Consider the following 23,302-nt stretch of genomic DNA (forward strand, 5'->3'; position numbering starts at 1 on the left):
TTCCTGCTTTTACGACCAGCCGGTAAGCTGTGCAAACACGAGCAAGCCGATTGAAATTACTGTCCATATCCCAAATAACGGAAGATAAAATTTCACCCATTTCCCCCAAGAAACGCCCGCAAGTGCCAATGCTGCCATAAAGTAACCTGAAGTAGGAAATAAAATATTCCCCAGACCATCTCCCAGTTGAAATGCAAGAACCGCAGTTTGTCGCGTCATGTTGAGCAAATCAGCAAGCGGAGCCATGATCGGCATGGTGACAAGGGCCTGTCCGCTTCCTGATGGAACGACAAAATTAAATAGCAATTGGGTAAAAAACATACCCGCCGCACTGAATACAGGCGGGAAATTACCTACAAAAATACCGAGACCGTAGACAATCGTATCCATAATTTGACCATCTTCCATCACGACAGCAACCGCACGGGCTATACCGACAATAATTGCTCCTACCAGCACGTCGCGGAATCCCTGGTTAAAACCTTCACAGATTTGAGACGTATTCAAGCCTGCGATAAGACCTGCAGTGATCCCCATCAGAATGAACAGACCAGACATTTCAAGCATGAACCATCCCTCAAAAAGAACGCCATAGATTAGAACTCCAAAAAACAGACCGGTTACAGCTGCAGCTATTTTTTGGCGTTTTGTCACTTGAAAAGGCTTAGCATCATCCGTTTTACGATAAAGCTTTCTTTTTTCTGCATCTTCTTCATAAACCAGGCTCAATTTGGGATTTTGACGCACTTTGCGGGCATACCGAACGACATATAAAATTCCCGTTGTCATGATCAGAATAAGAGCCACTGCCCTTAACCCGATTCCGGAATAAACGGGAATTTCAGCTAACTGCTGGCCAAGCCCCGTATTAATCGGATTTAAAACTCCGGTTGTAAAACCTGCAGTTGTTGCGACCAATGCAACGCCCACTGCTGTTACAGAATCAAAACGCAGTGCGATCAGCAAAGGTAAAATAACAGGTATATACACCAGACTTAGCTCCTGCGTTCCGATTAAGCTGCACACAACAGAAAAAACAACCATCAATACCGGAATGACTGCCATACTTTTTGAAGAAAAACGTCTCGTCAAAGCACTTACTCCCCACTCAATCATGCCGGTCTTTCGCAGCACCATAAACATTCCGCCAATGATTAAGGTAAAAAACACAACCTCAGCAGCTCCTGCCAGTCCATTTGGAATTGCCACCATAAAGTCTGTAATACCTGCAGGATTTGATTCGACCGTCTGATAAGAAGCCGGATCAATGGTTGTTCGTCCTTCCGGGCCCGGAATCCGTTCGTATTCACCCGCAGGAACAATGTACGTTAATAGAGAAGCCAGTACGATAAAGATAAATAGAATGACATAAACATGAGGCATGAATTGTTTTGGCTCAGATGGCTTTAGCTGCGGGCTGCCCTTTTGATCTTTCGTTGCTAATTTAAATGATACCATATTTTTTCTCCTCATTTCTATTTTCATGTTATGTTTTCTATCATACAAGACAAATTTATCTTAATTCACTAGCATTATATACAAAAAATAATCATTTTTTCGTCATATAAGCTAAATCACGTTATATAACCTAACATATAAAAAGCCATCCCAATAAATTAGGATGGCTTTTGGGATTGTTCCATATGGATTAAAATGGAATATAAGTTAATTACTCAGTTTATTTTCGTTAGTATAGTAATCAAGAGCAGCTTGCAAGGCGGCTCCCTTTTCAACCAAAATGCCATGACGGATCAACACCGCTTCGAATGCCCCCAAAAAAGTTAAAATATTTTCCCTCCGGCAGCTGTACCCCATTGTGCCAACCCGCAAAATTTTCCCATGCAGCGGACCAAAAGAGGTGGCAATCTCAATGCCAAATTGATCAAGTAGCATCCGCCTGACAGAATCGCCATCTGCACCATCCGGAATTTTAATACAGGTTACAGTAGGAAGCTTGGCCGAAGTGTCCCCGAATAACTCCATACCCATCGCCTTCAGTCCGGACACTAATGCTCTTTCATGGTATTTATGGCGCTCAAATCGATTCTCCAGCCCCTCATTAAGAACAAGCCGAAGACCTTCCCTCAGCGCATAAAGCATAGATGTCGCTTCCGTATGGTGATTTAAACGGCGGGGTCCCCAGTAATCCTGCAGCATACTTAAGTCAAAGTAATTACTTTTAATAAACGTAGCTGCTTTTTGCTGTAATTCTTCCTCTGTTGCAATCCCGCGCTCTACCTTTTTCCTTCGCGCTATCCGCTTTTGTATTCTCTCGTTATATGTAAGAGGTGACATCCCGGCAGGAACAGACAAGCATTTTTGAGTTCCGGCAATTAACCCGTCAATGAACCACTCATCCACCCTGACATCTACTCCTCCCACCGATGCGACAGCATCCACAATAAAATAAAGATGGCGCTCGCGGCATGCCTGCCCAATTTCTTTTAGAGGCTGCATACAGCCGGTAGACGTTTCCGCGTGAACCATCGCGACAATATCCGGTTTCCAATCATCCATTTCCTGTATAACTGCCTTGGGATCGAAAACTGCCCCCCACTCCTGATGAATCGCTTTCACCTCTGCACCATAGCGCTCACAAATCTCCATCAGCAAATACCCAAAGCGCCCGAACACCGGAACAAGCACACGATCTCCCGGCTCAATCACACTGCATAACATTGCTTCAATGCCTGAACGGGAAGTGCCGTCCACAGGAAAAGCCCACTGATTGTCCGTTTTAAATAGTTTTCTGAGCATATCCATTACTTCATTCATAATATCCGTAAACGCCGGATCAAATTGCCCAAGAATTGGAGCGGACATCACACGAAGAACTCTGGGATCCACCTCTACAGGGCCAGGTGTTAAAATTGTTCTGATTGGCGTGTTTAAATCTTTATACATACTTAATTCCCCCTTATTCATAAGCGAGCTTATAAAGTTGGAGCATCATCATTTCAATGCCCTTCTCTAATTCGTCTTCTGCTGTCCATTCTTCAGGAGAATGACTAATTCCATTTTCACTGGGCACAAACATCAGCATGGCCGGGCAATAGGAAGCAAACACCTGCGCGTCATGACCCGCTCCGCTGATCATCTTTTCATAATGGATTGTTTCCCGGTCAGCCAGCCTGCATGCAATCTGCCCAAGCGCTTCATCCAGCTTCACAGGTTCCACCCTCATCCACTCTTCCACCTTCATTTCTACCCCGCATTGAAACTGCTTTTGCACAAACTCCCGTATGATCCATTCCATACAATCCAAAACTGCAGAATCAGGATGACGCACATCCAGCGTGCATTCCACTTCGCCCGCAATCACATTGGACATATTTGGTTTAGCGGAGATTTTCCCCACTGTCGCAACAAGATCACTATATTTCTCCGCCTGTCCAGTAACAAGCAGAATTAATTCTGCCATTATCTTTACGGCATCCTTCCTCATGCTCATAGGGGTTGTACCGGCATGATTGCTTTCACCTTTAATTCGTACAGCATATCTTCGCTGACCCACTATATCACTTACGATGCCAATGTCCTTTTTCTTTTTTTGCAGAACAATTCCCTGTTCCACATGAATTTCAACAAACGCCTCAGGTACACACCTTTTTTCACGCTGCAGCTCCTTGCCGAACCCTGCGGAAAGCATCGCATCATGCAGAGATACCCCTTCCCGATCGTATAGATCTTCAGCCATCTCCAGTGAATACCTTCCAGTAATCCAGCCAGATCCCCAAAACGCCAGTGGAAATCTGCTCCCTTCCTCTTCAGCTAGAGAAACAACCTCAATCGTTTTTAACGGCGGTCCATGCTTTTTAAAAAGCCGATCAATCGCCAATAAACTTGCAACAATGCCATACGCTCCGTCAAACTTACCTCCCTCAATCACTGTATCAATATGTGATCCTGTTAAAATAACTGAATCCGGCTGCACAGTGCCCATACGTCTTCCATACAGATTACCCACTTCGTCAAAACAAACAGATAAGCCCTTAGCCGCCATCAAATCTCTCAATGCTCTTTGCGCCTCAAGCCAGGGCGCTGTATAAAGAAGTCTCGTCACCCCTCCACTTGGAGTTGCACCAAATCCAGCCAGCCACTCAATCATTTCTCCCGGTTTTTCTATTGCCGCCGGGTTCTTATGAGCAGTTTGTGATTTAGCCATCTTTTCCCTCCTTCCTAAAAATAAAAGAATAGTAAATTAATTCTTTCTTTTTCATGTGATAAAATGTAACATATAACTCATTACTAGAATCTTACTGATTTTCAGGAGGATTATCATTGTCATATCTGCTAAACTTTCTATTTGTTTTTATACACTTTAACTAATCACCGGGAGGCATTTACATGCTTTTAAAAGAAGTATTAACCCATCCTCCATTTGACCGGCTGACGATTTTGGCAGGCAAAGAGGGTCTGAGAAATGAAGTGTCACATGCTACCACGATGGATGCGCCTGATATTCTTCCTTATTTAAAAACCAATGACATTCTCGTTACGACCGGTTATCATCTGAAAGACCAGCCGCATAAGCTGACTGAGCTCATTCGGCACATGGCGATGCAGGGGTGTTCCTCCCTTTGGATAAAAACCAAACGATTCCTGCACGAGCTCCCACCGGAAGCTCTTATTCTTGCAGATGAATTACATTTTCCGATTATAGAAATGTCCAATGAACAGTCGTTGGGCGACACGGTTAATCAGATTTTATCGATCATACTGGATAAAAAAACGAATGAACTGCGATATGCAATTGATATGCACAAGATTTTTTCAGCCCATATTTTAAGCGGAGAAGGACTGAATGCATGTGTTGAACATTTATCGGAATTAATTGGTCATACAACCTATTTAACCACACCCTATTTAACGCCTTTAAAAGGTCAAAAAAACTGCGGCGCTCTGCCTGCCCCGCTGTATGACTGGGAAACACAGGGCGGCCATCTTCTTTTGCCAAAAACTACTTCTACCTCTTTTAGCATTCTGGAAACAAAAAATGAAATTACCCTTTTTCCTGTTGTAAGCCACGACAAAAAAATGGCTCTTTTAGTTATTCTCGGACCAGTGCAATCTTCAGAAAGAGTTAAATTGCTGGCAATCGAACAAGCCCTGAATGTGATTTCGTTCGAACTTCTCAGAGAAGACGCCGTCAAACAATATACAAGAAGAATGCGGAATGAATTCTTCTTGCACTTTATTGACCGGGGGTTCTCAAATGATGAGGAAACGATTAGTCGCGCAAAAGAGTTTGACCTGCCCTTCAAGCAGAAATATATTTGTGCGGCAGGGTGGTTTGATTTTAGCGAAGAGGGATGGAAGCGGTCCGCAAGTCCAGATCAAATGGATACACTGCATGATTTTTTCGAGAAAAGTCTGTTACCCTTCGGTGCTCCGTGTCACCTGTTCACAAAAGGTGACTCGATCATTCTTTTAATCGAAATTGAAGAAGCCGTTAAAGATGTTCAGGCGTTTTCTTCTTCACTTTTAGAAAAACTTCAAATTGGGATAAAAAGAAAGTATGGCAGAACGATCTCCTTTGGTGTCAGCCACATATGTCATAATGTTTTGTTTGTGCCACAAGGCTTTAAAGAAGCTCGTGATTCTCTTGATACCAATAAACTAACAAGCGGGCCTTCCTCCATCAGTTTTTACAGATCCAAAGACGTAAATGAACTGTTGAGACTGCTGCCGGCAAAGGATTTAACCGATTTCTACCATAATACGATTCAGCAATTAAAGCTCGATAATCTAGATGAAGAACAAACACTGTTACAGACTTTATTTGTATATATGGAAACACACTGCCAGATTTCAGAAACAGCCAAACGATTATTCGTGCATCGTAATACGGTCGTGTATCGTCTGGAAAAATGCGAAGAATTACTGGGCATCCCAATAAAAGATCCGGATTTTACTCTACAAATCAGATTAGCACTTCGGATGAAAAACGTTTTGAAGCTTTAATCACATATAAACATTACTTGTTTCTTACATAAAATTGGAGGAATTAAAATGGAAGTCAGCTTACTCTCTGTTCTATTTTTTAGCCTGCTGCTTGGGGCAAAGCATGCAGTTGAACCAGACCACATTATCGCAGTATCCACCCTTGCAAGCCGAAGCAGCACAATGAAAACATCTTCTCTTGCAGGCATTTATTGGGGGATTGGTCACACGATCACACTTCTGATTTGCGGCATTATCGTTATTGGTTTTAAAGCTGCGATTTCAGAAACCACCGCTTTGACACTTGAATCACTTGTCGGCGTAATGCTCATTGTACTCGGAATTCGCGCAATCCGTTCAACAGAAAATCAAGTAACGTCATCCCGCAACGGCACCCACTACGCAAAAGCCATGGGAATTGGTTTTGTTCATGGACTTGCCGGAAGCGCAGCGATGGTGCTGCTTGTAATGAGTACCATCGATACGCTGTGGGAAGGAAGCCTATACATGATTGTTTTCGGCATCGGCACCTGCGCCGGGATGCTGGTGTTCACCAGTTTAATCGGAATTCCTTTTACCTTTAAGAAAAGCACGCTGCAGTGGCAGACAATGCTCAGTAAAGCCGCAGGGACAGTAAGCCTTTTATTCGGGATTTACTATCTGTATCAGCTGCTTGTGGTGGAGGGTCTGGGGAGACTGCTTTTTACACAATAAAAAATCACATCTGCATTTTTGCAGATGTGATTTTTTGAAATTATTTATTCTTCAGCACCTTGTCCAGTTCCTCTTTCACATCTTCTGATACAGCGCCCTGGCTGCCGAAGATCGTGAAAGCTGAGTAGCTTTTAAGAAGGTCTTTTGTTGGTGCCGGAATGGACTTTTCACGAACCAGCAGAATAGGCGCATTCCGATTCGCTGCAAGGACGGAACCTGCAAGGGCATCAGGAAAATTCGTTCCTGTTGCAGCGTATGCCTGTTCCTTCCCCATTAAAAGATTTGTTGTAATCGCTTTTGCCGTTTCATACCTCGTTGCCCCTCCATACCTTACAGGGGCAGGGAACTTCTTCATTACGGGGTCGCTTACAGCGCCGGTGCTGCCCACCACAATGGTTTTCTTTTTACCGGTTAAAGCTTCGAGCGTTTCAGCTGGCACCCGGTCAGCTCTGGTTAAAAGAATTGGCATGCCATTTTTCGCTGCGTAGGGAGAAACAGCGAGGGCATCAGGAAAGTTCAATCCCTGGGCCACTATTGCCTCTTCAGACGGCAGCCGTTCAGCGATTTGTGCTGCTGTTTCAAAACGATTCAGCCCCCCTATTCGCTCAACGGTCAGTCCTTTACTTTTCAGACGATTCTCCACTGCCTGTGACACGGCTCCCTTGCTGCCGAGAATAATCACTTTTTTTGCTTCTAATCTTTCAATCTCTTTTTCGGTCAGTGCATGAAGGCTGGATGCTCTGGTTAAAAGAATAGGTGCATTCTCTTTATAAGCGAGCGGACCTCCGGCTAAAGCGTCAGGGAAATCCGCACCAGTAGCCAAAACCACCGTTTCCGCCTTTTTCCATCCATTTTTGGAGATCGAAACGGCTGTTTCATAACGGTCCTTTCCGGCAATCCGTTTGGCTTCAGTATCTGCATTTGATACTGTAATTTTTTTTTCTTTGCTGCGATTTCCCGCATTATCGGCTGCAATCACAGATAAAACAGCACCTGGCGCCTGATTAACAATCGATACTGTAAATGCTCCATTGCTTGCAGCCTTGCCAGTGCCAAGCACTGTTTTACCAACCTTTACTGTAACGGTTGAAAGCGCCTCTGCGTATCCGGTGACAGCTTCCGCCTCGCTGTTTACAGCATGTACGACTGGCTGAGCGGGAGCTGTAGTATCCTGATCTGATTTGGAGGCTACCCGGTATGCAATTGAGGAACCTTTATCAGCCGGCTGTGTAAATGGATCAGTTACCGGAATCTGTATCGCTCCCCCGCCTCTGAGAGAATGAGGAGAAGAACCAGTATAGCTGCGGCTTTTAACAGCTGACAGTCCGTCTTCCCCCCGGAAGCCGTATAAGCCGCCCGATTCATTGAGATAAAGCGCCTGGCGAAAATCGGTTAAAAATTCTCCCAGTGACTTATTGGAAGAAATGTATTTTTGAATAATCTCCTCCAACGCTTTTGTCCCACTTTTTTTGTTTGCAATTAATTCCTTGTAAATGGAGTCGCCCTGCTGGGTTTGGATCCGAAAATACTGGCCAAATAAGTAAGAAAGCGAGTAGTTGGATAAAACGTCTCCTTCATAATCCCAGTTTAGAAGAGAATGGCCCCTTGGGATGGAAGCAGAACGTTCATAATAACTGACCCTGTCTGAAAGCGGCTCTTTTAAATACATATGCTCAGCAGCCATGGCTAACGCTTCATCCAGCCAGACCTCCATCTCCTCCCCTTTTTCCACCAGGACATTTTGATTAAAGTTCACCATATGCTGGAATTCATGCGCAATAGTTGAATAGGCATTGCTTACATCATAAGAGGATTTTGTAAAGCCCATGGACGGATAGGTATCGATGTAAAAAATTTCAGAACGGTTGGAATAAGGCATATTGTATAGATCCCTGGCATAAAAATACCCGCCTATATAGCCGCCGCTGCCATTGAATCCATCCTGAATATCAAACACCAGGATCGATACCCTGCTGTTTTGATCTACATCTGATTCCCTGGCAAAATTCTTCGTGATAAGAGGATAAATGTTCTGATCAAACTCTTTGCCCATTTCCTTGGCCTGTCCCGAAGTTATTTCATTGTTATGTACCCAGATTTCTCCGCGCTGACCGCTGTATTTCAAAACCGCCTCAATTTGATAATCTTCATTATTCGTATCATTTATTACCCAAAACTTCTTCTTATCACCAACTTTATAAGGTAAAATGTTTTGGTTTTTCTTGATGCCGGATAAAGGAGCATCTGCAGATTTAGGATCAAACATCAGCCGTTTATCGACTCTGTAGGCTTCCAAAGGGAGGGATTCATGTGTTGTCATTTTTTTGTTTAGTTCACTTATTGAAAAGGTCCCCGTTGACTGTGTTTTGGAAGAATTCAATGATTCGTTGCTTATAATAGCTGCCTTGCCGCTTTCGCTCGAGCTTCCCGCAGCACTTTGAACCTGTGAATCAGGTACTAAAACATACACGAAAAGCAAGGTGATAAGTATAGAAGTAAATTTCAACTGGGTACCCTTCCTTCTGACAAATTATTCTTATTTCTATAGTATACTATTGATCTGGTAATTTGTAGGTAAAAAGAAGTGTTTTATTGAAATTTAAAAATTTCACGTTCATTACCGACAGCTAACATTCAAAATTGAATAAAAAAAGAGATTGCAAGTAACCTGGCAATCTCACAATTCCTTCGTCATAAATACACTGTTTGGATCCTCATTGTAATCAGCAAATGGCTCACAATAATGAAAACCAAAACTTTCGTACAGTTTTCTGGCTGGTTCAAAAGCTTTCATAGACCCTGTCTCCAGGCTGATTTGCGTATACCCCCGGCGTTTTGCTTCTGCGAGAATATGCTGCAGAAGTTTTCTGGCTACCCCTTTTCTTAAATAAAGGGAAGAAGTCCGCATTGATTTTACTTCTCCATGCTTTTCATTCAGTTCCTTTAGCGCTCCACATCCGGCTAATTCTAATCCTTCCCATGCACTCCAAAATGTAATATCCGGTTTTTTCAGTGCCTCTGCATCCAGCGCATGAATGCTTCCGGGCGGAGAGTGCAGCGACATCTGATGAAGATGCTCCGTAAGCAGTCCCTCCACCTGTGATCCGCTTAAATCATCCAATCTAATATCCACGATCAACTCTCCCATATGTCAGATTAAAGCACACTCAAGAATTTCCTGATAGAGTTCATTCCAATCAGGCTTATATTTTTCACACTCATCTGGATTTATAAAAATCCTTTTTGATGATTCGTTCTCAGCTTTAAATTCAAAGACCCGCTCTATTTTCATTTTGCAGAATACCTGATACCCTATTCTCGGATAAGGACCGGTTTCTTCCCAGTGCGCATTTTCACTGTGGTCAACACAGATATAGCCAAGAATATCGCAGTCTCCAGCAACATACCCTTCCTCAAACGCTTCCCGCTTCAAGCATTCAATGGGCGTTTCACCTTCTTCAATATGACCTCCCGGCAAATCCCATCCTCTTTTATTTAAATGAACGAAAAGCAGTTTTTCTTCTTGAAAGCAACAGCCATGAACACTCGTGATCAATTCTCCCGGCGGAAGCTTCGCCGTTTGAATCCATGATAATTTCACGATAGCTCCATCCCAGTTGACGCTGATGGCAGACAAATTCAATTCACCTCCGTCTATAACGCAGCATTCTTTATACTATAAATATTTTCATGCTGTTATAAAAGAAGCTAACGGGAAATAATTAAAAATTTCATTATGTTTCTCATTAACAAGGCCTAAAAAAAGAACTTACTTTGAACAAAAACTGTTCAAAATAAGTTCTTACTTTTTACGTTGGTAAAACTTCTAAACGCACAACCAGTATCTGATGATTTTCCATTTCTTTTACTGTCCACTTATGCTTTTCATCACTCAGCACTTCATCGCCTTCAGTAATTTCTTCCATGTGATGCTGCAGCCAGCCGGCAATTGTATCAACTTCTTGTTTATTTTCAAATTCGATACCGAACCGATCCTCCAGGTCTTCCAACAGCAAACGTCCATTAATATTGTATTGAAGCTCCCCTGCTTCTTCAATATCAGGGCGTTCGTCTTCATCAAACTCATCCCTTATTTCACCGACGATTTCTTCAAGGATATCTTCAAGTGTTAATAAACCTGCAGTACCTCCATACTCATCAATCACTAAAGCCATATGAACGCGCTCATACTGCATTTTTAACATGGCATCCTGAAGACGTGTCTGCTCATTGATCAACACGATAAGATGCAGACCGTTTTCTAACTGATAAGAACGATTCTTCACCACACTGGTCAGCATTTCTTTAACATTAACAAAACCTACAATATGATCCTTATCATTATTCTCCGTAACAGGAAAACGAGTATATTGGTGCTCATCTACAATCGATAAAATCTGCTCCATATCCATAGAAAGGTCTAATGTTTCCATTTGAACACGAGGGACCATAATATCTTTCGCTACTCTTTCATCAAATGCAAAAATATTTTCCATGAAGGAAAGTTCTGTTTCATTAATTTCTCCGCTTTGATAACTTTGTGTCATAATAATTTTCAGCTCTTCTTCAGAGTGGGCCTGTTCGTGACCGGCAGGCTGTACCCCAAAGGCACGAAGCAGTAACCGGGCGGATCCATTTAATGTCCAGATGGCAGGAAACATAATTTTCCCGAACCAATACAATGGACGAGCCAGCAGAAGGGTCATTTTTTCAGCATATTGAATTGCCAGTGTTTTTGGCGCTAACTCACCAATTACAACATGTAAAAATGTTACTAAAGCAAAAGCGACAGCAAAGCTAATAATTGTGGAAAGAGACGCTGGGACGCCGATGTCATCAAACAAAGGATGCAGAATTTTTTCCACTGTCGGCTCCCCAAGCCACCCAAGTCCAAGAGCGGTAACCGTAATCCCCAACTGACATGCAGATAAATAGTAATCCAAATCCGTTACCAACTTTTTAACAACTGGTGCCGTTTTGTTTCCTTCTGCAATTAACTGATCAACCCGGGATATCCTGACTTTTACAACCGCAAACTCTGATCCAACAAAAAAAGCTGTTAAACCAATTAATACTGCCACCAAAACAAGATTTAAAATCAATATACTGTCCAATAAGTTCCCCTAAAAAAGGGGATTCACCTCCGAATTTATCTAACTTAATAATGTTGATATCATGTGCAGCACCGGAACCATTTTATACTGTAATTCCTTTGCTACATAGCACTTCTCCTCAGGAGATGCATGCTCAATCGCTGATTTCAGCGATTCTAATTTCTTTTCCAGATGCTCAAGCTCTTCATTCACATCATCCAGCTGGGATACTGAAAGGTCTTTATTTGACTCAGACAATATCTTCTTTATTTCAGGAAGCGTCATGCGGCTCTCTTTTAAGTATTGGATATGTTTGATTTTCTCAAACACCGATTCTGAATAAAGACGGTAATTCGCTTCTGAACGGGTATATGGCAAGAGCCCCATTTGTGTATAATAATCAATCGTACGGGTTGAAAGACCACTGACTTTTGCAACCTTTCCGATCCGTATTAACGCCTCCCCATTATTCTCACCGTCCTCTTATTTTCATATAAATAAACTATACAGCAGAACGTTATGGATTACAATTTTTGATCACTTTATTCCAAATAAAAATTGACTGGCATGAGCGCGGTTTAATACCGTCTGCACACCAGTCATTTGGTTTCTTGCGAAGATCATTTTATTCCGTTTTACCTAACTTTTTATCAAAATAAGCTTTATTGCTTAATATGCTTTTATCATTTGGACGATACTTTCTGGCCTCTTCATTATGGAAATATGCTTTCTCCGCCTCTCCAATCCGGTCATAGCAAACACACATCTGAAGATGCGGGTACCAGGTATGATAAGCAGGATAGCTGAAGCTCCAGCGGTTCTCATCCGGCACGATCTGTGTGGCAAGTGTGTACCAGTATATGGCGGATTGGAATTCTTTCTTTCTCTGAAAATTGTAGCCAATCCTGCTGCACGTTTCAGCCCTTGGTGTTTTGGAAAAGACAAAGGAATGGAAAAGAGATTTAAGTTCGTTATCTAAATCCCCGAGGAAACGGTAGCAGTCTCCCCTGTTGATACAGGCATATATTTTGTCTTCAACCCAGCCTTCTGTCATCTCAATATTTTTTGTATAGGATTCAATTGCTTCCTCGTAATGTCCATTTTCTCTAAGCTCATTGCCATAATAAAAATGATCACGTGCTCCAAAGACGTCCCCTCGTTCAAGTTTCATCTTGTAAATATTTAAATTTCGTCCAACAGAATGGCCTGTTTTTTTGTGAGTAATGGCGATATCTGAATTGATTATGTTCCCTGAAACATTGAGGTAATTGTGTACCTCCCCTTCCCACCTGAAATTTTTAGCTGTCTTTACAAGCCTGTTTCTTCTGTATTGGAGCGTAACATTGCCAAATTCGTCTGTACCTGCATTGTAAAACATTGAAACAGAATCCACTGCGGGATCCAGTGTTTCTTTTAACTTTTTAAGTTTTTTTTGATCCTCTTCAGTTAAAATATCGTCTGCGTCCAGGTAAAAAATATATTCCTTGGTCGCATGACTGAACGATTCATTCCTGGCTGGCGCAAAACCATTCCATTCAGCATGAAATATACGGTCAGTGTATTCTTTTGCAATTTCCACTGTCCTGTCAGTTGAACCTGTATCAACAATATTGATTTCATCAACAATGTCTTTCACACAATCCAGGCAGCGGGCAAGCACATCTTCTTCATTTTTTACGATCATACATAAACTGATTGATACCATTTTCATTCTCCTTTTTCGAGAAATTTTAAGATCTGATCAATTTTTCCTCATCGAATAGATTGTATGATTCGAGGGCTTGTACAGTTTCCCATTACTTAAAAGATTCATGAAAAACCATGAACCTTTGGGTGAAAATTATATTGGAAGCATGCTAAAAGTACAGCTTACATACCGATCCGCAATTTATCATTTTACATGCAAGTGACTATTCATAATCTCCATGCTAAATAATATGTTCAAATTAGAGCATCGAACAAAATATATGTATTAGTTGCTAGCTGGGGGTTAGGGAAAGCCGCTGCTGATCAGCAAGGTGAAAGAAATATTACTCCTTCAGTTCTTTATAGCCAGTTATTATTAGAAAAACTATAAACAAATTGGAGGCCCTCATGGAAAAATTGACTGCAAAATTATTAAGCCTGCTGAACATCGGGAATGTATCCGAAATAAACGAAAATATTATTGAAAAGGACCCAAATGGTAATGAAGTAACTGAAAAATATTTAGTTCAAGCACTTCTCTCTTCAATTAAAGGGAAAGCAGATCAATCATGGTTGTGGATTTGGAGAGGTGCCGCTGATTACCCCTCTAATCCAGTATACGAATCACTGTTAACCGAATTTTTCAAGGATCAAAAAAAAGATCCAAATAAATTAAATGTTCTGCATGGATCGATTGAGATCGCAAACCAAATGCATGCGATTTCGAAGGGGTTATCCACGCATAATGTGAATTCAAAATCCATCAATTATTATCCTTATTATCTGGACTACACCTCTGACTACACGTTAAATTTACTCAATCAGAGAAGCACGCCTGCCCTAAACTCAAAATTAAGAAAGTTAGCCGTAGAACTCATGAATCAATACGATGTATTTCATTTCCACTTTGGCACTACCCTTACGTTCAATTATTCAGATCTTCCTATTTTAAAGGCAGTAAAGAAACCAATGGTTATGCATCACTGGGGAAGTGATGTCAGAATGCATTCCTTAGCTCTTCGCACGAATCCATATGCGCTTGTGAAAGATCGGAATGAGGAAAGAATTATCGAAAAGCTTAAATCATTATCAAGCTCCATAAAACATTGCATTATTCCAGATTATGAATTATTTCCTTATGTAAAAGACTACTATGAACAGGTTCACGTCGTTCCTTCTATGATTGATTTAACTCAATACCCTTCTGACGCTAACCCATCTAAAAATAAACTGCCCTTACTTGTTCATGCTCCAACATCTCCCTCAATTAAGGGAACAAAATATATACTTGAAGCGGTAGAAAATCTAAAAGCAGACTACAAATTCGAATTCAAGCTTGTCCAGGGGTTATCTCATCAGGAGGCAAAGGAAATTTATAAAAAGGCCGATTTAATTATTGATCAGCTTCATATTGGAAGCTATGGCTTATTCAGTGTGGAGGCGATGGCTCTAGGAAAACCCGTTATATGCTGGATAACGGATGATATGAAAAGTCATTATCCAAAGGATCTGCCAATACTATCGGCAAATCCGGATACAATTAAAGCTACACTTGAAACCATTCTAAAAAACCTTGATATGCTGCCTGCAATCGGCAAAAACAGCCGGATTTATTCTGAAAAATACCATGATGCAGTTGTTAACAGTAAGATAATAAAGGATATTTACACTAACTGAAATTAAACATACTAAGATTAGTGGGCATCTTCATCCTTCGATGAGGGTGCCCACTAATTGTTCATCCGTGTTGACTAAAAATCTTTTTAACCTAATGATTTATAACCAACGCAATGATAATATTGCCTATTTCAGTCGTGTTCCATATAAGGTTTATATATTTACATTTCCTTCAGCCATTGTTTTGTTTTCTCAAGTCCTTCGGTCAAAGTATGCTTATTTATCCAGTTCAGTTCCTGTTTAATTTTAGCCGTTTTCATACTCCTTCTCTGGACGACATCGACATTACGTTCCGGATAAAAGTCATTTGTGAGTGCTTGAGTGCCTGTTACTTGCTTGATACTTGAGGCTAGTTGTAATATGTTAGTTTCTTTCCCGGTTCCAACATTGTATTTCTGTCCTAATGCAGCGTCTGATACAGCAGTAAGGATTGTAGCATCAATGGCATCCTCCACATAAGTAAAGTCCCTTGTTTGTTTTCCGTCCCCGAATATTTGATAAGGCAGGCCGTTTTTTGCTGAATCAAAAAACTTTGCGACAACTCCGCAATAAGGATTAGAAATGAGCTGGCCCGGACCATAGACGTTTGAGAATCTTAATGTAGTGACAGGCATTTGATACATATTAAAATAAACATCACAGTAATGCTCTGTTGTAAATTTGCTCGCTGAATACGGCAGTTTAATATTATAGTACGATTCAGGAGTAGGGAGTATTTCCGCATCTCCATAGACGGAAGCAGTTGAAGCATAGACAAATCGTTTAAGATGCGGGGACAGTTCTTTTGCTTTGCGCAGCAGCGTAAAGCCTCCAAAGACGTTCGTATGAAAATCAGCATAAATATTATGAACAGACAGGACAAGATTTTTGCACGCAAAATGGAAAATATAATCAACCTTTGGAAGAATTTTATTTAAAACCGCTTCGTCTGTTATGCAATTTTCATAAAATGTGATTTTATTTGTTGCAGGTACAGCTGCTTTCGTACCAGTGGATAAATTATCAAGGATATAAATATGGTCTGATTTGGGTATCAATGCTTTAACGAGCTGAGATCCCAGAAAACCAGCTCCGCCTGTGACCAACACGTTTCCAAACAATTTAATCCCTCCTCTTCCTATATATTATTTAATGTTAAATTGGCTTTCAGATATGAATTATCCTCTTCTCCTTTTCACACATAATAATTAATCTATTTAAACACACCACGATTAATGTATGTTCAAATTACTAATCATGAGACAGCAATTAACCTTTTTTCGTATTTGTATGCCAGTCTTATGGAATGCGCAGATTCCTCCTCGTTTTTCTTCAAAATTAAAAACCACTAAAGCGGAACAGCCGCTTTAGTGGTTTTTATGTTATTTTATGTTCCGCAAAAGGTGCGGTATGGGCCATGTGAGGGGTCAGATCCTGTGCAGTAGTCCTTCTGTTCAGGTGATTGTGTATAAGGATTGGCTAAAACCTGAATAAGCTGTTCCATTACACCGTAATCTTCCTTATCCACTGCCGCGGACAGCGCTTCCTCCACGCGGTGATTGCGGGGGATGACAGCAGGGTTATTATCCTGCATGAGCTGGCGGGATGAGGCGTTTGATTCAGACTGTCTGCCTGTTCTTTCCTGCCAGCGCTGATGCCATTCAGAAAATTCTTCAGTGTCAAAAAGTCCGCTTTTTTCATTTATTTCAGAGCTCAATGCCCGGAACGTATTGGTATAATCAGCCTCATGTTTTTTCATTAAATCAAGGAGGTCTTCTACAAGGGATTTATCTCCTGACTCTTCATTAAATAAACCAAGTTTTTTTCTCATTTCAATTAACCACTGACGCTCATAGATAGCTGGATATTCAGAAATGGCCTCCTGAGCGATTTTCACTGCCTGCTCCTGATCGTCATGAAGCAGCGGCAGCAGCGCTTCTGCAAAGCGCGCCAGATTCCACCCGCCAATCATCGGCTGATTGCCATACGCATAACGCCCCTGCACGTCTATGGAACTGAAGACAGTGGACGGATCATACTTATCCATAAAAGCACACGGCCCATAATCAATGGTTTCACCGCTGATCGTCATGTTATCCGTATTCATTACGCCGTGTATGAAACCGACCCGCTGCCATTTAGCAATCAAGTCCGACTGGCGTCTGATCACTTCCTGGAGCAGGGAAAGATATCTGTTTTCATTTTCTTCAATATCCGGATAATGGCGTTCCAGTGCATAATCGGCGAGTGCTTTAAGGTCATCAACACTGCCCCACCTCGCTGCATACTCAAATGTGCCAAAACGCAAATGACTGGAAGCTGTACGTGTTAACACAGCACCAGCCAGCGCAGTCTGACGAATGACGATATCGCCTGTCATGACAACTGCAAGACTCCGTGTAGTAGGAATTCCAAGTGCGTGCATCGCTTCGCTGATAATATATTCCCTTAACATAGGACCAAGCGCTGCCCGTCCATCTCCCCCTCTCGAATACGGTGTTTTGCCTGAACCCTTTAACTGGATATCATAGCGTTTATTCGAAGGGGTAAGTTGTTCGCCAATCAGCAGGGCCCTTCCATCTCCAAGCATGGTGAAGTTACCAAATTGGTGCCCTGCGTAGGCCTGTGCAATTGGCAGGCTCCCTTCAGGAACATTATTTCCTGCAAGAACCGAAACCCCTTCTTCACTTTCGAGTGCTTCGCTATTTAATCCCATGGAAGCGGCCAGCCGTTTATTAAAAATAACCAGCTTTGGCGAACTGACAGGGTTTGGTTTCAGTGTTGTAAAAAATGCCTGTGGCAAACGGGCGTAGCTGTTATCAAGCTTCCAACCTGTTTCTGTTCCAGTTTTTTTCTGTGTCATGATATCTCCTTTAGTGTTTTTTGACGTTTAGATATATGAAAGAATTGATTGTTCTGTTATCTGTTAACCGGCAACTTCTGCACTTGTATTATACCCGTTCTATACATAAATGACGCCTTTTTTTGGTATGAGTTTGAGGGCATTTCCATCACTCCATTGATAAGGGAGGAGAAATAGAACCACCAGAAAATTCACATATTTTACTCATTTGCTCACGGAATGTCAGGGCTTTTTTTCCATATAATGATAAAATATAAGTAGATAGAAGACAGTAAACCAGGAGGGATTTAGCATGTCATATTTGGGTGAAAATTTAAAAAGAGTGCGCGAGGAACGCAAGATGTCTCAGCATGAACTTGCCCTGCAGGCCAGACTCGGCATGAAAACGATTGAAAAATATGAATCCGGTGAACAAATTCCGAATACCCAAACGATTCTCAAGCTATCAAGTGTTCTTGACATCCCTGCATCTGAATTACTTGAAAAAGATGGGATGACGCGTCAATCTGCAGACATTGATGCTGAAATGGCAAAGCTGATCAAAGATCTGGGTCCAAAACGCGCCAAGCTAATCCTCCGTACCGCTATAGAATTTTCGGAAGAGGAATTTCTACGGGGCATGCAGTTGCTGCAGGAAATGAAAAGTGAAATATAAAATGGTATATACGTAAAAGGAGAAACACGCTGATATGCTGGGCGTGCTTCTCCTTTTGCGATTGAATGAAAGTTAAGACCCAAAGCTGCCGTTATCCTTCTTTGGAGTTTTGAAAATCGCTTTTCGAAAAACTGTAATACATGCTTTTCACTTCTCTTCCATCCAGCCGATCCAGTATGACTTTTTTATCAAACTGGTAAGTAAATCCGCATTTTTCATTTACTCTTTTAGAATTATGATTAAAGTCGTAATGGCCACACCAGATTACATCAAGATCCATTTCTGTAAAACCATGGCTCAGCACCCCTCTAACAGCCTCTGGAACATACCCTTTTCCCCAATAAGCAGGATTCAGAACGTATCCTATTTCTTTTTGTTTTAGATGGTTCTTGCTCTCATCCGGTTTCCTGCTATGGAGCCCGATGCCGCCAATCACCTTGTTTTCTGCAATGAGTTCGATCGCATAGGTATCTCTTCCATCTATAAACATTTGAATAATTTCTTTACTTTCATCTTGATTTTTATGCGGTTTCCATCCTGCATTGGGTCCTACCAGCTCACTTTTCGCATATTCGTAAAGATCGCTGCTGTCTGTGACCTTCCATTCTCTCAATAACAGCCGATCTGTCTTTATTTTATCCATGGCAAGTTCCCCTTACTTCATTTTTTCAATTATAAAATAATAGCCCCATATTTGGAATGCTTCTCTAAAAGTTAAAATTGACGGGTATACGACGGGACTAACAAATCGCTGAAAAGGGGACGAGTTGACTCCGCTTTTACGTTATAGAGAAAAGAATGATTCAGTTCAAAAAATACCCTTACGAACATGTTTTGTTCGTGAGGGCATTGCTTGGTTATTAAAATTCCTCATAATCTGCAGGGTCCTGATTATTAATCCTGCCATCCGGACGTGTCAGTTGACTCAAAATATTCATTTCCGTTTCATCTAAGTAAAAATCAAAAAGAGATATGTTTTCCAGCTGCCTTTTTGGCGAAGAGGACTTAGGAATCGAGATGGCTCCTAATTGATAGTGCCAGCGCAAAATGATTTGAGAGATCGATTTATTGTGATTATCCGCAATTTTTTGGATTGTGGCGTTTTGCAATACGTCGTTTGCTCTTGCCAATGGGCTCCAAGACTGTGTACGAATATCATTTTCTTTATGCCATAACCGCTGCTCTTCCTGGTTAAAAAACGGATGCAGTTCAATTTGATTTACGCTTGGCTTTGTACCAGTTTCCTTTTCCAGCCGTTCCAAGTGTTCAGGCAAAAAATTGCAAACTCCAATGGAACGAATCAGTCCCCATTTTTTTGCGTCGATCAAAGCCTGCCAGGCTTCAACATACGTATCCTGTTTTGGATTCGGCCAATGAATAAGAAATACATCATAATAATCAAGATTTGCCCGAAACAGAGATTCCTGAATAGCCGTAACTGCTTTATCATACTCCTGATAGCGGCCCGGTAATTTCGAAGTAATCTTTAGTTCCTGCCTTGCAATGGAACTGCGCCGTACAGCTTCACCAACGGTACCTTCATTTTCATAATTATAAGCCGTATCAATCAGCCGATAGCCTGCGTCGATTGCATGATTGATCGCATTAACCCCTTCATTTCCCTTAAGCTTATATGTACCAAGTCCTACCGCCGGCAAGCTCACACCATCATTCAGGGTAATCTCTGGAATTGACAAACTCATCTCACATCACTCCTCTCACTAATAGATTAAGAGTAGCATTTGCGAGAATAAAAAACCAAATATTTGAATTAATTGTTTTATTCGATGCTTTTCCTCTTTATAAATACAGATATCAAAAATGTGACGGCTGATACCCTGAGCATAAAAACAGCTCCGATATAAGCGGCAGCTCCTGCTGCTGAAACCGCCGCGATTTCAACCAGATTAGGCAAAGAAGCCGTTAAGGGACGAATACACCATAAAACTATTAGCATAAACAAGACTGAAAGCAATATTTTACTCAGGTCCATCATCAATTCTTTTTGATTGGATTTATCCATTAATTTTGTAAAAAGATAATAGCTTGCTATAAAGTAAATGAACGCCACAAAAGAAGAAGCCAATGGAATCCCCATATAACTGTCCATCATGTTCGTAAAGATATAATTACATATACCATTCAGCAGGATCGACAAAATGCCTATCCTGAAAATAACCTGCCCTTTGTTCATCGCATAAAAGCCCTTATTTAAAACGGTTTGCAGGCTAAAAAAGAGAACCGATCCTATGTAATAGTAAGCAACGGTTGTGGTCGCTTCTGTTGCCTCTTTTGTAAACGCTCCTCTTTGATAAATGGCTTCTATAATACCGGGCATTAGCCAGACCATGCCGGCCAACGCCGGAAATAATATCAGCGACATGGTTGATATTCCTCTTTGAAGGCCCATTTTAAATAATTTTTTATTGTTGGAAGTCTGCGCTTTGGACAGCATTGGGAAGATCATGGTGCCAATGGTAACGGCAATAATTGCTTGCGGAAAGTGAACCAGGTTCTTTGCAAAAGTTATATAATTCACTATCCCTTTGCCGTAGGGGCTTGCAAAGGCATGATCAACGGTTAAATTAATCTGTCCTATCATTGCAGTAACCGCTACAGGAATAAAAATAAGATAAAAAGAACGAATCTCTTTCCTGTCAAATTTCCATCTTAATGAGTAAGTTCCTTTTGGTACAAAAAAGAGCATTTTCAATAGTAAAGACAGAATCGTCCCTGCAAGATATCCGAAAGCCAAAGAGTAGACGCCAATCGTTGAAGCAAAGAAAACGGCTGCTGTAATGGAAGATGCCATCACCAGGATTTGTGACACAACAGAAATAGCAAACCGGTGATTCGCGTCAAAATAAGCCTCAAGTACAGCGTTCATGCCTACAGCAACGATAGAGGAAAAGAAAATGATCGTAACAAAAACAGCAATATCTGTTCCTTTTTCATCTAATCCATAATAAATAAACGGAATGTACAGAGGAGCAAATGCCGCTCCAAGCGCCGATATAACTAAGCTGACAATGGCCGTGCTTCTCATAACCTGTGATAAATGATAGGCGCCCCTTCTGTTTTCCAGGGCATTCATATAAGTTGGCACCAATGCATTTTTCATGCCGGTATTCAAAAATAGAATAACGATATTGGTAAATGTGAAAGCAATGGTATAAGCATCTGCTTCAATGCTGGTGCCAAAGTAAAAAGCGAATACCATATCTCTGATGAGTCCGGATATTTTTAAAAACAAAGTTGCAAGTATGAATAATAAACCTGCTAATCCCAAATTCTTCACATCAACGAACCTCAACTTTCTTGACTCCACTCATCCAGCGGTTTTAAACTCTCTCAATCCTCTGTTTCATTGACAATAAGTCGAATTATGGGATTATTTGAAAGAAAACAACGATATTTGTTAAACGATTTTTACAGGAAATTTATATGCGTTGTCGAAGTTATGTTATAAGGCACTATGAACCAAAAACTAGACAACATAGAAGGAAGGCGAATCGTATGTTCATGAATAGTCTATTTAAACGGATGCCTCATTCCGAGCAAAGTATGTGTGAAAAAAAGCTGACGATAGTGATGAAGCAGTTGAAAATTGACTATTTTAATTTTAATTGGGATCGCAACAGCTGTTATATTGAATTTAATTATCATGATAGCTCTTACAAACTGATGCATTCCATTGAAAAAGCAAGGAAACGGGGCGTTGTTTTACGGAACGGTTTGGAATGCTTAATTGAGCTGACCAGTTCACTTGAAGATCTTTGCGTCATCATTGATAGAGGAACGTATAATTTCGAGACCTGGATAGCCGGCATGAAACAATCGACTCCTCTTCAAGAATCAGCACCGTCTCAAGAGGCAACATTTCAGGAAGCAACTGCATTTCAAGAAGCCGCAGCGTCTCAGGAAGAAATTCAAATTGCCGAAAAACCTGTTGAGGAAAAAAACTCCACTGAATTTAACCGGCATGAGCAGCTCATCCCGTTTGCATCCAGTTCCACAATAAGAGAATTTGACCGAAAACAAATCACCCAACGCAAGGGACGTTAGTTAGCAGCCGAAAATGTGAGAAGCCATTGGATAATAAAGCTTATGCATTCAGACATTTTCTAGCCTCTTGTCTTCCAAGGGGTTGTTTTTTATTGTTCTGCGCAGCTACAAACATTATATTTTGCGAAAATATCTTAAGGAAATGTAGTTTTCCTCTTCTTCATTGGCATAACCATTCTGCTCATGTTTTAAATGAAAACCTCTTGCTTCATAAAATGGAATCCCTTTTGTATTTCCTTTTTGGACCGATACCCATTGCTCGTTTGCATTAAATTCCGCCTTTTGCCGATTGGTAATCGCATCTAACAGCTTAGTTCCTATCCCTTCATTGCGCCTTGAGGGGTCCATGTATAATACGTAAATTTCTGCTGTACTATCGCTAATCATTCCCCCGCCGCCAGCACCAACTACATGGCCATTATCCAACGCAACATAATAACCGCCCCAGTCCTTGCTTATGTTCGCTACTTCCACCGCTATTCTTACAGGATCGTAAAACTCTTTTATCACTCTTTCAATATATTCATTTGTGTGTGTGTCACTGTACGTTGCACGGTACCCTGCAGCGCACACAGCAGATATTCCTTGAACATGGGTTAAATTTGCTTTTTCAATTTGAATCATCAC

20 protein-coding genes are annotated in these 23,302 nt (G+C 41.3%); 5 read left to right on the plus strand and 15 right to left on the minus strand.

Going from position 1 to position 23,302, the window contains the following annotated elements; genetic code table 11:
• Positions 1-9 precede the first annotated feature (9 nt).
• From E2R51_RS08245 to E2R51_RS08255, 3 genes are all read right to left on the minus strand, one after another.
• On the minus strand, positions 10-1,458 hold the full coding sequence (locus E2R51_RS08245; RefSeq protein WP_240733010.1) for a YfcC family protein: 1,449 nt from the start codon (positions 1,456-1,458) through the stop codon (positions 10-12).
• A 207-nt stretch (positions 1,459-1,665) separates the two neighbouring features.
• Entirely contained in the window at positions 1,666-2,904 is a 1,239-nt protein-coding gene (locus E2R51_RS08250) for a pyridoxal-phosphate-dependent aminotransferase family protein (RefSeq protein ID WP_304999970.1), read from the minus strand.
• A 13-nt stretch (positions 2,905-2,917) separates the two neighbouring features.
• Positions 2,918-4,165 carry a Zn-dependent hydrolase gene (locus E2R51_RS08255; protein ID WP_133376584.1) on the minus strand — a complete coding sequence of 416 codons (1,248 nt, stop codon included), beginning with the start codon at positions 4,163-4,165 and terminating at the stop codon, positions 2,918-2,920.
• A 182-nt stretch (positions 4,166-4,347) separates the two neighbouring features.
• Between E2R51_RS08255 and E2R51_RS08260 the strand changes: the two genes are divergently transcribed.
• Positions 4,348-5,964: a PucR family transcriptional regulator gene (locus tag E2R51_RS08260; protein WP_133376585.1), complete on the plus strand. Its 1,617-nt coding sequence runs from the start codon at positions 4,348-4,350 to the stop codon at positions 5,962-5,964.
• A 48-nt stretch (positions 5,965-6,012) separates the two neighbouring features.
• Entirely contained in the window at positions 6,013-6,657 is a 645-nt protein-coding gene (locus E2R51_RS08265) for a HoxN/HupN/NixA family nickel/cobalt transporter (protein WP_133376586.1), read from the plus strand.
• 40 nt (positions 6,658-6,697) lie between these two features.
• On the opposite strand, the gene E2R51_RS08270 is transcribed toward E2R51_RS08265, so the two are convergent.
• From E2R51_RS08270 to E2R51_RS08295, 6 genes are all read right to left on the minus strand, one after another.
• A complete protein-coding gene (locus E2R51_RS08270) occupies positions 6,698-9,163 on the minus strand; it encodes a cell wall-binding repeat-containing protein (protein ID WP_133376587.1) in 2,466 nt (821 codons plus the stop codon).
• 171 nt (positions 9,164-9,334) lie between these two features.
• Complete coding sequence (locus E2R51_RS08275) at positions 9,335-9,790, minus strand: GNAT family N-acetyltransferase (RefSeq protein ID WP_133376588.1); 456 nt, start codon at positions 9,788-9,790, stop codon at positions 9,335-9,337.
• 18 nt (positions 9,791-9,808) lie between these two features.
• Positions 9,809-10,258 (minus strand): NUDIX hydrolase, encoded by a 450-nt coding sequence (locus E2R51_RS08280; protein ID WP_240733011.1) that lies wholly within the window; start codon positions 10,256-10,258, stop codon positions 9,809-9,811.
• Between the two features lie 208 nt (positions 10,259-10,466).
• Positions 10,467-11,771 (minus strand): hemolysin family protein, encoded by a 1,305-nt coding sequence (locus tag E2R51_RS08285; protein WP_133376590.1) that lies wholly within the window; start codon positions 11,769-11,771, stop codon positions 10,467-10,469.
• A gap of 39 nt (positions 11,772-11,810) precedes the next feature.
• A complete protein-coding gene (locus E2R51_RS08290; protein ID WP_133376591.1) occupies positions 11,811-12,203 on the minus strand; it encodes a helix-turn-helix domain-containing protein in 393 nt (130 codons plus the stop codon).
• 172 nt (positions 12,204-12,375) lie between these two features.
• Positions 12,376-13,455, minus strand: coding sequence for a glycosyltransferase (locus E2R51_RS08295; protein ID WP_133376592.1), 1,080 nt, complete (start codon positions 13,453-13,455; stop codon positions 12,376-12,378).
• A gap of 389 nt (positions 13,456-13,844) precedes the next feature.
• On the opposite strand from E2R51_RS08295, the gene E2R51_RS08300 reads away from it, so the two are divergent.
• The gene (locus E2R51_RS08300) at positions 13,845-15,113 is read left to right on the plus strand and encodes a glycosyltransferase (RefSeq protein WP_240733012.1); all 1,269 of its coding nucleotides are present in this window, start codon (positions 13,845-13,847) and stop codon (positions 15,111-15,113) included.
• 161 nt (positions 15,114-15,274) lie between these two features.
• Here the strand turns inward: E2R51_RS08300 and E2R51_RS08305 are convergent, their stop codons facing one another.
• Together E2R51_RS08305 and E2R51_RS08310 are read right to left on the minus strand one after the other, a co-directional pair.
• Positions 15,275-16,213 (minus strand): NAD-dependent epimerase/dehydratase family protein, encoded by a 939-nt coding sequence (locus E2R51_RS08305; protein ID WP_133376593.1) that lies wholly within the window; start codon positions 16,211-16,213, stop codon positions 15,275-15,277.
• A gap of 266 nt (positions 16,214-16,479) precedes the next feature.
• Complete coding sequence (locus E2R51_RS08310; protein ID WP_133376594.1) at positions 16,480-17,955, minus strand: protein adenylyltransferase SelO; 1,476 nt, start codon at positions 17,953-17,955, stop codon at positions 16,480-16,482.
• A 292-nt stretch (positions 17,956-18,247) separates the two neighbouring features.
• Here E2R51_RS08310 and E2R51_RS08315 point away from each other — a divergent pair, with 292 nt between their 5' ends.
• Positions 18,248-18,610, plus strand: a complete 363-nt coding sequence (locus E2R51_RS08315; RefSeq protein ID WP_133376595.1) for a helix-turn-helix domain-containing protein — start codon at positions 18,248-18,250, stop codon at positions 18,608-18,610.
• Between the two features lie 91 nt (positions 18,611-18,701).
• Here the strand turns inward: E2R51_RS08315 and E2R51_RS08320 are convergent, their stop codons facing one another.
• From E2R51_RS08320 to murJ, 3 genes are all read right to left on the minus strand, one after another.
• The gene (locus E2R51_RS08320) at positions 18,702-19,253 is read right to left on the minus strand and encodes a GNAT family N-acetyltransferase (protein WP_133376596.1); all 552 of its coding nucleotides are present in this window, start codon (positions 19,251-19,253) and stop codon (positions 18,702-18,704) included.
• Positions 19,254-19,470: 217 nt separating this feature from the next.
• Positions 19,471-20,313: an aldo/keto reductase gene (locus tag E2R51_RS08325; RefSeq protein ID WP_133376597.1), complete on the minus strand. Its 843-nt coding sequence runs from the start codon at positions 20,311-20,313 to the stop codon at positions 19,471-19,473.
• A gap of 77 nt (positions 20,314-20,390) precedes the next feature.
• On the minus strand, positions 20,391-21,923 hold the full coding sequence (gene murJ, locus E2R51_RS08330; RefSeq protein ID WP_240733013.1) for a murein biosynthesis integral membrane protein MurJ: 1,533 nt from the start codon (positions 21,921-21,923) through the stop codon (positions 20,391-20,393).
• Positions 21,924-22,126: 203 nt separating this feature from the next.
• Here murJ and E2R51_RS08335 point away from each other — a divergent pair, with 203 nt between their 5' ends.
• Positions 22,127-22,675 (plus strand): hypothetical protein, encoded by a 549-nt coding sequence (locus E2R51_RS08335; RefSeq protein WP_133376598.1) that lies wholly within the window; start codon positions 22,127-22,129, stop codon positions 22,673-22,675.
• A gap of 114 nt (positions 22,676-22,789) precedes the next feature.
• Here E2R51_RS08335 and E2R51_RS08340 read toward each other — a convergent pair whose 3' ends face one another.
• Positions 22,790-23,299 carry a GNAT family N-acetyltransferase gene (locus E2R51_RS08340; RefSeq protein WP_133376599.1) on the minus strand — a complete coding sequence of 170 codons (510 nt, stop codon included), beginning with the start codon at positions 23,297-23,299 and terminating at the stop codon, positions 22,790-22,792.
• Between the last annotated feature and the right edge of the window lie 3 nt (positions 23,300-23,302).

It is taken from the genome of Jeotgalibacillus sp. S-D1 (assembly GCF_004358665.1).
GTDB lineage: Bacteria > Bacillota > Bacilli > Bacillales > Jeotgalibacillaceae > Jeotgalibacillus.